The organism is Brunnivagina elsteri CCALA 953 (genome assembly GCF_002289455.1).
Lineage (GTDB): Bacteria > Cyanobacteriota > Cyanobacteriia > Cyanobacteriales > Nostocaceae > Brunnivagina > Brunnivagina elsteri.
Genome location: NZ_NTFS01000143.1, coordinates 1 through 14,936, shown reverse-complemented (window position 1 = coordinate 14,936; position 14,936 = coordinate 1). Strand labels below are relative to the sequence as shown.

At 39.5% G+C, this 14,936-nt stretch carries 11 protein-coding genes; 3 read left to right on the top strand and 8 right to left on the bottom strand.

Features of this window, described 5'->3' with window-relative positions:
- Positions 1-270 precede the first annotated feature (270 nt).
- The 4 genes from CK510_RS14090 to CK510_RS14075 form a co-directional block, all read right to left on the bottom strand.
- On the bottom strand, positions 271-1,875 hold the full coding sequence (locus CK510_RS14090) for an NAD(P)H-quinone oxidoreductase subunit 4 (protein ID WP_095722301.1): 1,605 nt from the start codon (positions 1,873-1,875) through the stop codon (positions 271-273).
- A gap of 579 nt (positions 1,876-2,454) precedes the next feature.
- Positions 2,455-2,961 (bottom strand): hypothetical protein, encoded by a 507-nt coding sequence (locus CK510_RS14085; RefSeq protein WP_095722300.1) that lies wholly within the window; start codon positions 2,959-2,961, stop codon positions 2,455-2,457.
- 5 nt (positions 2,962-2,966) lie between these two features.
- On the bottom strand, positions 2,967-3,932 hold the full coding sequence (thrB, locus tag CK510_RS14080) for a homoserine kinase (protein WP_245912142.1): 966 nt from the start codon (positions 3,930-3,932) through the stop codon (positions 2,967-2,969).
- 124 nt (positions 3,933-4,056) lie between these two features.
- Positions 4,057-4,782, bottom strand: a complete 726-nt coding sequence (locus CK510_RS14075; protein WP_095722299.1) for an exonuclease — start codon at positions 4,780-4,782, stop codon at positions 4,057-4,059.
- A 184-nt stretch (positions 4,783-4,966) separates the two neighbouring features.
- Between CK510_RS14075 and CK510_RS14070 the strand changes: the two genes are divergently transcribed.
- On the top strand, positions 4,967-8,335 hold the full coding sequence (locus tag CK510_RS14070) for an NACHT domain-containing protein (RefSeq protein WP_095722298.1): 3,369 nt from the start codon (positions 4,967-4,969) through the stop codon (positions 8,333-8,335).
- A gap of 47 nt (positions 8,336-8,382) precedes the next feature.
- Here the strand turns inward: CK510_RS14070 and CK510_RS31770 are convergent, their stop codons facing one another.
- From CK510_RS31770 to CK510_RS14055, 4 genes are all read right to left on the bottom strand, one after another.
- Positions 8,383-8,544 carry a hypothetical protein gene (locus tag CK510_RS31770; RefSeq protein ID WP_158224904.1) on the bottom strand — a complete coding sequence of 54 codons (162 nt, stop codon included), beginning with the start codon at positions 8,542-8,544 and terminating at the stop codon, positions 8,383-8,385.
- A 438-nt stretch (positions 8,545-8,982) separates the two neighbouring features.
- The gene (locus CK510_RS14065) at positions 8,983-9,333 is read right to left on the bottom strand and encodes a DUF1257 domain-containing protein (RefSeq protein WP_095722297.1); all 351 of its coding nucleotides are present in this window, start codon (positions 9,331-9,333) and stop codon (positions 8,983-8,985) included.
- Between the two features lie 134 nt (positions 9,334-9,467).
- Entirely contained in the window at positions 9,468-10,979 is a 1,512-nt protein-coding gene (gene ycf46 / locus CK510_RS14060; protein ID WP_095722296.1) for a stress-responsive protein Ycf46, read from the bottom strand.
- A 120-nt stretch (positions 10,980-11,099) separates the two neighbouring features.
- Positions 11,100-11,444, bottom strand: coding sequence for a slr0373 family blue light stress response protein (locus CK510_RS14055; protein WP_095722295.1), 345 nt, complete (start codon positions 11,442-11,444; stop codon positions 11,100-11,102).
- A gap of 642 nt (positions 11,445-12,086) precedes the next feature.
- Here CK510_RS14055 and CK510_RS14050 point away from each other — a divergent pair.
- Together CK510_RS14050 and CK510_RS14045 are read left to right on the top strand one after the other, a co-directional pair.
- A complete protein-coding gene (locus CK510_RS14050; RefSeq protein ID WP_095722294.1) occupies positions 12,087-13,238 on the top strand; it encodes an NAD-dependent epimerase/dehydratase family protein in 1,152 nt (383 codons plus the stop codon).
- A gap of 453 nt (positions 13,239-13,691) precedes the next feature.
- A complete protein-coding gene (locus CK510_RS14045) occupies positions 13,692-14,828 on the top strand; it encodes a glycosyltransferase family 4 protein (protein ID WP_095722293.1) in 1,137 nt (378 codons plus the stop codon).
- The last annotated feature ends 108 nt before the right edge of the window (positions 14,829-14,936 follow it).

Below are 14,936 nucleotides of genomic sequence, written 5' to 3'. Positions count from 1 at the left end.
TTAAATCCATATACCTAATAAGTTTATACTTTGTTCTCTGAAAACAAATAAATGTTTATCATTTTCAAGTAAAGAAAAAGTAATTTTTTAATAGATTTTAGGATTAAGCTGTAAGTGTAAATACTAGACATCTCCGAAAATGAATGTAGAGATGTAGTATTGCGACTTCTCATAAATGTTTTCAATAATTCTCAAAATTTAGGGGACGATCGCGCGATCGTCCCCTAACACCACTGGTATTCTATTTTTACTAACTAACTGCACGAGTCTTTATTTAACTAACTCAGCAACGTTTGCATCAGCCAAAGTTGGTGCAGTAAATACTTGAGAGTACAAGCTAGCTGGTTGTTGTGCTGCAACTACAGGCAGGGCTTCCCTTGCATGTTCAGCAATTTGTACTGTCTTCACATCATATGCTTGGGTAATAATCTTAGGATACAAACCAATACCTATGATGGGAATTAACAAACATGCGGTGATAAACAATTCGCGAGGATTGATATCCTGAACAAATTCATCAAGATGTAATTCTTCGCTTTGCTTGCCGTAAAATACTTCACGTAACATCGAAAGCAGGTAAATCGGAGTCAAGATTACACCAACTGCACTCAAGAATACAATTACAATCTTGAAGCTAGAACTATAAACATCGCTGGTGGTGATACCCAAGAATATCATCAACTCACCTACAAAACCACTCATCCCTGGTAAAGCTAAGGAAGCCATCGAACCAACAGTAAACAGTGCAAATGTCTTGGGCATTACCTTTGCCATTCCACCCATTTTGTCCATCATCAAGGTGTGGGTACGTTCGTAGGTGACACCAGAGAGGAAGAACAAAGCTGCTGCAATTAAACCGTGGGAAACCATTTGCAAAACTGCACCGCTAATACCCAATTCGGTATAAGAAGCGATACCAATCAGCACAAATCCCATGTGAGCGATGGAGGAATAAGCTAAACGACGTTTAAGGTTAGTTTGAGCAAAGGCACAACATGCACCGTAGATGATGTTAACTACACCCAAAACCGCCAAAACAGGAGCAAAGTAAACGTGAGCATTGGGAAGCATTTCCATGTTGAAGCGGATTAATGCATAACCACCCATTTTTAACAACACACCAGCCAAAATCATTGAACCAGCTGCTGGTGCCTCACCATGTGCGTCAGGAAGCCATGTATGGAAGGGGAAGATCGAAAGTTTTACGCCGTAAGCGATTAAGAATCCTGTGTAAATAGCCAATTCCAAAGCGAGGGGATATTCTTTCAGCCCCAGTTGTACCATGTCGAAGGTAAATGTGTCGCCAGAAAAAGCCATTGCTAAACCACAAACCAAAATAAAGATGGAAGCGGCTGCTGTGTAGATAATAAATTTAGTAGCGGCGTAGCGGCGTTTTGCACCACCCCAGATAGAAATTAATAGATATACAGGTACTAATTCAACTTCCCACATCAGGAAGAATAACAACATATCTTGCGCTGCAAATACCCCAATCTGGGCGCTGTACATCAACAGCATCATTGCATAAAACAATCGCGGCTTGTTGGTAATCTTCCAAGCCGCGAATACTGCAAGTGTATTTATTAATCCGGTTAACAATATTAGGGGCATCGAGATTCCATCAACTGCAAGTGACCAGTTCATGCCCAATTGAGGAATCCAAGCATATTTCTCCACAAGTTGGAAATCAGCACTTTGAAAATCGTAATTGTGCCAGAAGGCAGCAATCATTAATCCAAAATCCGCGATCGCAATGCCTAATGTGTACCAACGGACGGTTTTACCTTCTTTGTCGGGGAGGAAGGGTATTGCCATTGCCGCTACTGCGGGTAAGGCAATCATGGCACTCAGCCAAGGAAAATTTAAAGTATTCATTTCTGACAATCGTTTTTGTTTTTCAACTTTAATTACATTCTATTAACCATTGTTTACTTTTGTAAACGGAATAAATCCCTATAAAATCGGATTTTGGTCATAGAGTAGAAAAATAAGTAATAAATACCTATTGCCGTTGAAGCAAATCCATTCTATGCATAAAGTTTTGTTAAGTCAATAGCGATATTTACCCATGAATTCGTTACATAGCTTTACATTGATTGATGTTTTAGCCCAGCCCTTTCAACGCGAACAATAGTACTAGATTTTGTGACCAAAAAACATGTCCAATTAACCCCCTAAAAATAAGGCTTATGGGAAATCTTCAAAAAAACGAACAATTTGATCGGCGATATATTGACCGTTTTTGATCTGCGAATCTCGTCAACTTGTATGGATAACTAAAAAACTTAATTTGACGGTAACGCAATAATGAGGGTTTCAGCTTCAAAATTGGTAGTACATATGAACCTATTGAAAGGGCTGATGTTTTAGCCTAATAAAGGAGTTTAACCGCCAAGTACGCCAAGTGCGCCAAGAAGAGAAGAAGAGAAGAAGAGAAATCTAATTTCCAATTCTTTAAACAATTCGATTTACAATTGTCCAAACTTCACCGTCAGAACGAACGTAGGGAACCGAGATGGTTTTAAAGCCAGTAATAAAGGGTTTATAGTAAACCTGCCAGTAAAGGGGACTAAGTTCGTTAGCGCAGGCTTTGAGGTTGCGTAATTCATCGCCGAGTTCTGCTGCTAATATATTGATGCGATCGGCATGGATTTGGGCTTGGTTGCGGGCTGCTTCGAGTTGTTCTTCCTGTAATGCCCGTTGGACTTTGGTTGGAAGTCGTTTTAGTTGGGCTTGTTTTTGCCGAAGTTGAACTTCTAGGGCTGTAATAGCATCATCAATTCCTTGGATTTCGATGGCAGTTTCGGGATTTTCCCTAGCTTGACGACGGTAAGAAGCAGCAATATTTTGGGGTGAGTCATCACTCACATTGAATGTAACGGATTTGAGTGCGGTACGTTCTTCCCGCAAAGCGGCGATTTCGACTTCGAGTGCCTTGATTTCTGCTGGGATTTGTTCCACGATTTTTATTCCCCACTCCCTTTTATTACCTTTGCTCCTTGAGTCTCAATCGCGAGCGATCGCACTTCGGCTTTGATGGCTAATTCTTGCCAAGCTGATGCCATTGCCACGACAACATCAATTGCATGTGTTGTATCGGTTAATGCTAAGAGGGTTGGACCAGCACCACTAATTACCATCCCGAAAGCTCCGGCAGAAATAGCCGCAGCGCTAACTTTGTCATATCCTTGAATCAGTGATTTTCTGTAGGGTTGATGTAATTTATCTTGCAGAGATGCTTGTAACCAATTTTGTTTACCAGTTTCCAAACCACGTAGTAACAAACCCAGATGGGAAATATTGAAAATCGCATCAGCACGGCTAATTTCCGTTGGTAGTACCTGTCTTGCTTCGGCTGTAGAAAGTTCAAATTCGGGAATTGCGACAACTGGGATAATACTTTCATGCCAAGGAATATCGCAAATTTCCCAACCAGAAGCACCAGTGGCAGCGAGACGACAACCACCAATTAATGCAGGGACAACATTATCCGGATGTCCTTCTATTTCTATAGCTAAATCCATCACTTCAGACTGACTCAAAGGTTCCCCAGCAAGGACATTAGCAGCAACTAACCCTCCAACAATAGCAGTTGCCGAACTACCTAAACCTCGTGCTAAAGGTACACCCAAACCAATTTCCATCTTTACAGAAGGGGGAGTTTTTCCGATGCGATCGCATAGTTTGACAAAGGATTGGTAAAGCAGATTGTCTTGAATATTTGTATTTACTCGTTCTGCTTCTTTACCAGTAGCAGTAATATGTGTTTTCCCTTCACTGAGGAGAGTAAATTTAAACTCGTTATATATACTTAAAGCTGCACCAATGCAATCAAACCCTGCTCCTAAATTGGCAGTGGTAGCAGGAACGGTAACGGTGACTGAAGAGTTAGGCATCTGGACACAATAGCTATCGATTGTCCAGCATCCCATATATGGGTGACATTTGTTGATGAAATTTTTGGGGTTGCGATCGCGAAGGGGGTTTTTGAGATTTTTAAAAAACCTCTCTCCTGACTAGCTTGTTTCTACGAAGTGGTGGAGAGAGAGTTTGAATCTACGATGCAATTTGATTATTTTTCCAGAAATCAGCGACTTTTTGCTTCCACAAATGCCAGTTTTCCATTACATCGTCAGGTTCAAACCAAGTTACACAAGTTTCTTCTGGGGTAGTAGTAATCAGCATTGTATTCTTCAGCTTTAAACCATACTGACGATTGGCAGCACCACAATATGCAGATACTTGTAGTGGTTCATCATATAGAGGTTTGATGCGATCGCTTGTTTTAAATTCGATTATACAAGGGATGCCAAGATAACTAGCAACACAATCAACCCTGCCTGCATAGCCGAGATAATAGTGAAACAAGTTTGCTTCAATCAGCTTGATATCGTCGATATTTTCTAGTATCGGTAGTAAGTTATTCCAATAAGGTTCGATGGAGTCAGGGCAAGAAAAAGGTTCATAGGAAAAGCGGTAATTATTAATTAACTCATGGAGCGATATCCCGCTTTCTTTGGAAGCTTTTACTATCAAATAATTGTTAATTAATTTGTGGATACTAGTTCCACGCTCTTTTGAAGCTTTTACAATTTGGTCAGAACCCTGTTTTTGTTGCCAGCGAATTAATTGGGCTTTTTGTAGTGGGGATTTGCTCGCTTGGATAATGCTTGTTGTTCCTGGGAGACGAAAACCACGGCTGTCTTCAAGGTATCCAATCCCATTGTTCCAAGAGGGTTTCGCATAGTGGTGGGTAAAAAGTTTGCTTTTGAGTAATTGCATAGGTTTCCAAAAAGCTTGAGAAGTGTTGTTTCTGCTTATGAAATGAGATTATCAAGACTAATCAGTCCGGTACAGTGCAAATAGCGGTAGATAATAAGTTTGTTATTTGCCCTTATCTACACTTCCCAAAATCCTTAGAAATTCATTAAGTTATTGATAGTTGTAATGGAATTAGCTTCAACGTATGAGTAACCAGCGCAAGCGAGGTTTTGCAGCAACAAAACAAGGACTAATCCTGATTGAGCAGAAAAAGCAAGAGAAGCATTACACGATAGAGAAGTTGGAGGAGAAATCAGGTATAAGTAGCGATCGAATTAAGGCATTGTCTCGTGGAGAGAGACTTGAAAAAAAGAGTATTGAAGCGATCGCACGAGCATTAGAACTCCAACCGACAGATATTGTTGACGCTAGCGAGTGGTTTCCCCAAGCTAAAACCGTGCTAAACAAGCCAAATGAGATTGATTGGTATTTGGTTTGCCAAAAAAGGCTGGAAAAACAGCAAGAAACTCAGCGACTAAGACACCAAGCAACATCAATGGGATTTGAAGTAAATATTGATATACCCCTGGGTTTAGTAGAACGTAAAGAACAACAGCGTTGGATTGGGAAAGAATCTAGTCGTAATTACGAACCACCAAAAGAAGTCATTACACAAATTTATAAAAATGAAGAGTTTCTCCAACAGGTAATTGGGAAACAGACATCAGGTAAAAATAAACATATTGCGATTATTGGAGAACCAGGAGCAGGAAAAACCACTTTATTGAGTAAAATAGCAGATTTTATTCAATCAAAAACTCAAAATTTAGCCATTTATGTAAGTTTGGCAAGTTTAGGAAATTTGACTTTACAGGATTATTTACTTAAAAAATGGCTTCCCGAAGCAATGGGATTATTTAATCCTGAAATTAACGATACATCAGTATATGAAGGAGAATTAATTAAACGCTTCCGGAAGAGTGATGTTTGGCTGTTATTAGATGCTGTCGATGAGATGGGAGAAAATTCACCTGTTTCTGCATTAACAAAACTTGAAAAGGAATTAAAAGAAGATTGGTTGATAGAAGTCAGAGTTGTACTAACCTGTCGTCTCAATGTTTGGGATATTAATATCAATCGTCCGCTAACAGGTTTTGATACATATAAAACCCAGGAATTTAAACCAGAAGAAATTGATAAGTTTATTACAGATTGGTTTACCCATGCTGAAAAGACAGGTTTAGGTGAAATATTACAAGCGAAATTAAAAGAATCAAGACACGAACGAATATATCAGTTAGTACAAAATCCTCTCAGACTGTCACTATTATGTCAAATATTTTATCGTGATGAAAATGGAGAATTACCAGAAACCAAAGCTGGACTTTATCAAAGGTATGTTCGATATTTTTATGAATGGAAGCCTAAAAATATTCCAGTAGAGTTGATTGAGTCTGATGATTTAAAAGGTGAATTACATCAAGCTTTGGGGAAATTGGCTTTAACTGGAATTGATAGTAATTATAGATTTCAGTTACCACGGAGTTTATGTCGTGAACACATGGATGAAAAGCTATTTAAATTAGCTTGTGATGTCGGTTGGTTAGTTTTAGCAGGAAGAACAGAAATAGATGAAGAGATTTTTGTTTTCTGGCATCAGAATTTTCAAGAATACTTCGCAGCTTTAGCTATTGACGATTGGTATTATTTCTTAAATCACGTTCCAGATAATCCAGATGAAGGTACTTATCGCATTTTTGAACCGCAGTGGAAAGAAGTTATTCTACTATGGATGGGAAGAGAAGGAGATAATCTATCTAAGCGTCAACAAAAAGAGTATATTAACGCATTAATTAGCTTTGATGATGAACTTGAAAATATATATCTCTATAGAGTCTACTACTTGGCATTATTAAGCAGTTATGAGTGTAAAAATGATGATAAAATTGATAAAATAATAAAGTATTTTATTGATGTTTTTTTTAACAGTAAACTACACTCTGAAATAGAAAATATAGTGACAACAACACTAATAAATATCAATAAGATAATAATTGAAAAATTGAATAGTATTTTAGAGAATAGTATGGAAAATAAACAATTATGTAAATATAAAATTTGTAACCTTGCTGTATTAATTGGAAAAATTGACAAGGGAAACTTAAAAGCAGTTAAAATATTAAGTCAAATATTATTACAAGCTGACCCAAATGATATAGGCATTATACAATATGCATGTAATAGCTTAGGAGAAATTGGTAAGGGAAGTGATATAGCATTAAAAGCTATGGCATATATAATAAGCAACAGTCCACCTTATATCTCTCTTTCAGCTTGGTATAATATTGGCAAAGTTAATAAAGATTCGACTGTATTTATTTTAAATCAACTTATTAGGGATAGCTCGACTGAAGAAGAGTCTCAGTGTTATGCTAGTATTCTAGCCCACGTCGATCCTGAAGGTAGTTGGGAAGTATTTTGGATACTCAATAAAATGTTGCAAAGCCAAGATTATGATACGCTAGAATCAGCTTTTATGACATTAAATGCCATCCATTATATTAACTTAGAAGCTATTGAGGCATCTAATATTATTAATAGTGTAATTAATATAATTGAAACTTATGATGACGATTCTATTATTGGAATGGCAGCAATTTTTTTGGGAAAAATAGCAATAGATGGTGAAAATATTATAAGTTCTTTAACAAAGATACTAAATACTAGTAATGACAATATTACACGTTGCGATGCTGCTAATAGCTTGTATAACATAGGTTTTTCAAGTCCTATTATTGTTAATACTCTATATGAGATACTGCAACAATATGGAGATGATTTATGTAAGTGCGAGGCTGCCAGAATACTTAATAGAATTGACTCTATTAATTCAGAGGCTACTACTTTTTTAATTGAATTAGTCTGTAATACTCAAAACCAACATATTCTTGTGGAAGCAGTTGAAGCATTAAAAGAAACTACACCATTCAGTCTTTATTCAACAGTAGTGAATAGATTAAATAAATACTTGTATAAACAGTATGATTGTCGTACTGATGCTTGCTATGACATACTTTTACATTGTGCCCAAAGCATGAATTATCCTGATTTTTACCGAGCTTGGCATAGTGAAAATTATTCGATGACAACATTAGAACAGCAATTTATAAATATCACTTTTCAGCTACAATCCACTAATAAAACATATCCTATCCTTATCAACGTGCAAACATTAGAAGATGAAACAGATACGATCGCAATTTCTCAAGAAATCTGTAACCAAATTTATCTCACTATATTTCCAGATGTAGAAATCCCAGAAGTCAGCAACGCACCTCAACTTAAAAGAATGATTCCTCAAATCAAAAATCAACTGCGAACCAAGAATCTAGCCTTAATTTTTAACAACTGCCAGCCAAATCAAGAACTTATTACCTTTTGTCGCAAACTCACCGACGTGCTACATATCACATTGATTACTAATCATGAAATAGAAGCACCATTACGAGGATTTCCAGCTAATCAACCGAATTTACTCAGCGCAATTCAAAGCTGGATTGATGAAATCGAGTAGTAAGAAAACCTTAAAAACTGCTTTAAACCTCGTTTACTTTAAAAATTTTAATTGTCTTCGCTTCCTTGCGTCGTCATGACTGAACCATATTGAAATCTAAAATACCTATTGACTCTACCCTTGCGGAAGGGTATGTACTGAGATTGCTTTCGACATAAAAACTTACCACCATGAGCGGAAACAATTGCGATCGCAAATCCCAAACCCAAATCACTACTTGCCGAGAACCATATTTGTAATGGGGTAAAACTCCTTGTGGCTTCTGTAAGTACGCCGCATACCCCTTCGTGGAAGCAAGCTACAACATGACATTGAGAGATACTTTTAAAATATCATCTAAGTGGGGTTTATCCTCCACAAATAGCAGTCTCATTTTTTCTAATATGTTCTCTTAGATAAATGCTTACTACAAACTTACCTTATTTTTTCCAACTGAATCACAGACGACCGACAATTGCTATTAAGAAATGCTAAATTTAAATTCAGAAGATGATTACCAGCTAATGGCTACTAAATACCAGCTATTAACCATTAATCACTAACAAAAAAATATGGACTGAGAAATAAATCTCAGTCCTCTAAAAAAGTGGGTTAACAGCTCTCAAACCGGTTAACCCGTGATGCTTTAGGAACGCGCAAAGAATTGATTATTGCAATACCAACTTAACATTGGCATTTTGCAAACCGCGTTGCTTGACTTCTGTTAAGGTTTTGTTAACAGCATACTTTTGGTTAATCGAGTTGATTAACTCGGTTTGGTTGTGCTTCTTAGCAACGCCCCAAAGGTCAGCAATCAAGTCAAAAGAACCATCGGTGTTGCGAGACCAACCAAGGTCATATTCGCCTTCTAGAACAGCAACGATATCAGCACGAAGGCGCTGACCGTTGTAACCACGAACATCTGCTTCGGTTTTAACGGAAATACCGATGTCACGCAACGAGGATTTGAGGATTTCAGCGTCGGTGATTTTGGTACGGAGAGTGCTAAAATGAGACATTTGGGTTTCCTCCAAAAGAGAAGATAGTTTAAATCGAAGTTTAAATCCGAGCCGTATTCATTAATGTTTACGGCTTCTTCTATTGCGCTAGCGGTAAAGCTAGCCTTTCCCCCTGTGGTAGCAGAGGAAAGCTTTTAGAACTCCATTCGCTGATATTCAGCGACTGAAGCTGCTGCTGGTCTGGCACGCTGTCTTGCCCAGTCTCGCAGGGCTGTCACCTGCTCTTGCATCGTTCGAGACAGTGGGAGCGTGGCTTTGAGTGCAGCAATAATATCTAGTTGTGTGAACTCGCGGTCTTGGGCGAATGCTTCATACATTGCCGCAACAAGCGCTTGTTCAATTTCTGCTCCAGAAAAACCGTCGGACATTTTCGCTAGTTGTTGCAAATCGAAGCGTGATATGTCTTCTCGGCGTTTCGTTAAGTGGATTCTATAGATATCTTCCCGTTCTTCTGGTGTGGGTAAGTCCACAAAGAATATCTCGTCAAACCGACCTTTCCGCAAAAACTCTCCTGGCAACCTTTCGACACGGTTTGCCGTTGCCATTACGAATACGGGAGATTTTTTCTCTTGCATCCAGGTTAGGAAGGAACCAAAGATTCGGCTTGATGTGCCGCCGTCGGAGTCACCGGAACCACCGCTTCCCGCAAAGGATTTATCCAACTCATCGATAAAGAGGATTGCTGGAGAAATCGATTCGGCAGTTTTTAAGGCATTCCGTAAATTAGCTTCCGATCGCCCGACCATCGAACCATCATAAACCCGTCCCATATCTAAGCGTAGCAGGGGCAGACCCCACAGCCGGGAAGTGGTTTTGGCTATTAATGACTTACCGCAACCAGGAACACCCAAAATCAGCATCCCTTTTGGCTGGGGCAACCCATATTCCCTTGCTCTTTCTGAAAAAGCATTGGAACGTTGTGTTAACCACCTTTTGAGTTCTTCCAGTCCACCCACCGCTTCAATGGTTTCATCTTCTTCTATATATTCTAGAATCCCATTGCGGCGAATTAACTGCTTTTTCTCAGATAATACTATGTTAACTTCATCTTCCGTTAAACGCCCGGTTGTGACCTGTGCCTTTCGGTAGACTTTTTCGGCTTCATCTTTGGTTAAACCCAAAGCAGCTCTTAAAAGTTTTTCTCTTGCTTCTGTTGTTAACCTACGACCACGATTTTGGTCAATATGGGATGTTAAAACTTTATTTAATTCCCCCATGTCAGGAAGTTGGAAGTCTAATACAACTACCTCTTTTTCCAACTCGATGGGTACTTGTTGCATCGGCGACATTAAAATAATATTTTTATTCGTACCTTTGAAAGATGCGATCGCATCACGCAAAGACCTTGTTGTCGCAGGGGCATCTATAAATGGATGTAAATCTTTAAGTATAAATATGCCGGGTTCTTTCTGCCTAATTATCCACTCAATAGCAGCTTCTGGGGAAACGGTATTGTGCTGGGTTACATTTCTGGGCTGACCATACTCAACGATGCCGTGAGTTACTGTCCAAATATATACCCGACGTTGCGGCTTCGAGGATTGAGCGGTTGTAAAAATAGCCTGCTCTGCCCGCTCTTCCTCTGAGGTCACAAGATAGATTAGGGGGTATTGAGCCTGAATGAGAATGTTGAGCTCTTCTTTCATAACTTCGACCTTCTTGAGACCTACCTTGATTAAGACCTTACAGATACCGATTATAAATTAAGCTTAAATTAAAAAAACTTAAATTAAAGCGACGGATTTATTCAGTTATCTAATATATTCCTAACAAGGAACTAACTCTTCCTCTCCCTTCGGATTGGATTTGTCCTCGTCCATTTCATCTGTGGAGAGAGATTGTTGGTTAATGACTGCCGGCTGTTTACCTAAAGTCGCTAATTCACCATCTCGCAAAACTAATGAGCTTTCACAATTTGGACAGGAATATACTCTATGGGTTTTGCCATAGTTTGATTCAACTTCGTCAACTAACTCAGAATTTGCTAGGTAGAAAACCAGCGCTTGCTCGGCTAGTTCGGACATCGGTTCTGATTCGACTGCCGAACGGATTTTTAATTTCCGATGCAGCTCTGGCGACAAGTATAAAGTTACCTTTTGCTTCGCTTGCATATTACTCTTTAACGGTCTTACCCGGGTATGTATCTTAAGTTATCGGTTATCCCTGCCTTTGTCAAGACGGCAAAACGCTTTGACGGCAATTTCTTAACATTTGTTTACATTCTCTTATCCTAGCGCATCCGAAACCAAGTGTGCTACCGCGTTCTGTTCTGTAAGAATCAAAAACTCGTTTGTTTGGAGATGGACGAGGTTTAGTTGACGAATAAAGAATTTTCAACAAACCTCCAGCGAATAGGAAAACTAAGTTTGAATCTTAACTTTACGTAAAGCTCAGATTCAAAATTGTTAGCAAGGGTGATATGGTAGTCACTAATTTGACATTGTTTAAGGTTATTTTTATTACATCCATTGACGGTAATAAATCAGATTATTGAGTCTTATATTCAGAGAAAAAATCTCTGTAAATCATGGCTATACCTTAAAAAGACAAGAGTTACGGTATATAAATCAAGACCTCATAACAAGTATTTTTATGACCTAGAACTGCTGTATCCGCTTTTCATAATTGTTGTGAGAACAACATTAATTACTGAGAAATTACTAGCAGAAATTATTTACAATCTTGCACAAGAGTGGTTTAGAAGGGACACAAACCTGATAGATTTAGCTATCAGCGAGTAAACACTGGTGAAAATGAAAGTCCTGGTTATTGGTGGCGATGGTTACTGCGGTTGGGCAACCGCTCTATATCTCTCTAATCGAGGTTACGAAGTAGCAATTTTAGACAGCTTGGTGCGACGGCACTGGGACAATGAATTGGGAGTCGAAACGCTTACGCCTATCGCCTCGATTCAGCAACGTCTCCAGCGCTGGAAAGATTTGACGGGTAAATCTATCGACCTATTTGTTGGTGATATTACTAACTACGAGTTTTTGAGTAAAACGCTGCATAAGTTTGAACCGAATGCGATCGCGCATTTTGGGGAACAACGTTCTGCACCGTTTTCGATGATTGACCGCGAACACGCTGTGGTGACGCAGGTTAATAACGTAGTTGGGACGTTGAATTTGCTTTACGCAATGAAAGATGACTTCCCCGACTGCCATTTAGTCAAGCTGGGGACAATGGGTGAATACGGCACACCCAACATTGATATTGAAGAAGGTTACATAACCATCGAACATAACGGACGTAAGGATACTTTGCCCTATCCCAAGCAACCCGGTTCGATGTACCACTTGAGCAAAGTCCACGATAGTCATAATATCCACTTTGCTTGCAAAATTTGGGGTTTACGGGCAACCGACCTCAATCAGGGTGTGGTTTACGGTGTCTTGACGGAAGAAACCGGGATGGACGAGATGTTAATCAACCGTCTCGACTACGATGGTGTATTTGGTACGGCATTAAATCGTTTTTGCATCCAAGCTGCCGTGGGACATCCCTTGACTGTTTATGGTAAGGGTGGACAGACACGCGGTTTCTTAGATATTCGCGATACCGTGCGTTGTTTAGAAATTGCGATCGCAAATCCAGCCCAATCTGGCGAGTTTCGCGTATTTAACCAGTTTACCGAGTTATTCAGCATCGGTGATTTGGCGATGATGGTGAAAAAAGCCGGAAATTCAATTGGGTTGAATGTGGACATCAATCACCTGGAAAATCCCAGAATTGAGAAGGAAGAACATTATTTCAACGCCAAAAACACCAAGTTATTAGATTTGGGTTTAGAACCCCATTTACTGTCGGATTCGTTACTTGACTCGTTATTGAACTTCGCTGTGAAGTATCAAAATCGCATTAACAAAAACGAAATTCTGCCGAAGGTTACTTGGAAGAGGTAATTGGGGATTGGGCATGGGGGATGGGACATTGGAAATGACTTGTTGTCCTATTCTCCAGCTCCTACTCTTTCAAAAAGTGATGCTAATTACAATAAATTATTTGTACCAATTTGATATGAAGACACATAAAACAACCCCACCGCCTGTGGCACCTCCCCTTACTAAGGGGAGGTATGGAGAGGTCAAATAATGTGCAGCCTCACATAGAATTGGTATTACTCAAATTAGTCAGTTACCTCCGCATTGTGGGAACTTAATTGTACCTGTCCAAAAAGTTTATCCAATCTTAGATTCTACATTGAGAGAAAAATTAGAATTAACTCAAAGCTATACAGGGTCAGAATAACGGTATCCTCAACAACAGAGGATAAATTGTACTAGAAATTTCTCAATAACTTTTCTAATGCAATACAAAGAACTCTTGACAAATAACCAATGACTAGTAACTAATTTATGAGAATCGCCCTTTTTACGGAAACTTTTCTGCCCAAGGTCGATGGGATTGTGACACGCTTAAGTCACACCGTTGACCATTTGCAACGTCATGGTGATCAAGTATTGGTTGTTTGTCCTGAAGGTGGGATGACAGAGTACAAGGGAGCAAAAGTTTATGGTGTTTCGGCTTTCCCCCTACCTTTATATCCTGAGTTAAAAATGGCATTGCCACGTCCATCGATTGGGGAAGCAGTGGATGAGTTTCGACCCGATGTTATCCATGTGGTAAACCCGGCAGTTTTGGGTTTGTCTGGTATATTTCATGCCAAAATCAAGGATATTCCCTTAGTTGCTTCCTATCATACCCACTTGCCGCAATACCTACAACACTACGGTTTAGGTGCATTGGAGGGGTTGCTGTGGGAGTTGTTAAAACTAGGACATAACCAAGCGGCGTTAAATTTGTGTACTTCGACTGCCATGTGTGAAGAATTGAGTTCCCACGGTATCGAAAGGGTGGATTTGTGGCAAAAGGGAGTGGATACGGAGATATTTCACCCGATTAGAAAAAGCGAGGAAATGCGATCGCACTTGTCCCAAAATTCCCCTGAAAGTCCATTATTGCTATATGTGGGGCGGTTGTCAGTAGAAAAAGAAATCGAACGTATCAAACCAATTATGGAAGCTATTCCTAATGCTAGGTTAGCATTAGTGGGTGATGGTCCCCACCGTCAAGCTTTGGAAGCACATTTTGCCGATACTAATACCCATTTTGTCGGATATTTAAGAGGGGTTGAATTGGCTGCGGCTTTTGCCAGTTCCGATGCGTTTATTTTCCCATCCCGCACAGAAACCCTGGGATTGGTATTATTAGAAGCAATGGCAGCAGGATGTCCCGTAGTTGCGGCAAATTCGGGGGGAATTCCCGATATTGTCACCAATGGGGTAAATGGTTATTTGTTCGACCCCAAAACAGGCGATGCAGGTGCAATCGCGGCAACAATTCGTCTTTTGGAAGAAAAACAAGAACGGGAAATAATTCGTCAAAATGCCCGTAGTGAAGCTGAAAGTTGGGGATGGGGGGCTGCAACCCGTCAGTTACAAAACTACTATCACGATGTCGTATATTCACAGTTACGCAAAGTTGCAGCGTAGCTAGAGAAACTCACCTTGGATAAAAATAGAACGAAAATTTGGTATTTTAAGTCTCTCTCCCTCTGGACTACGGTGTAAACACAAGTACCCGAATTGCCCCGAATAAAA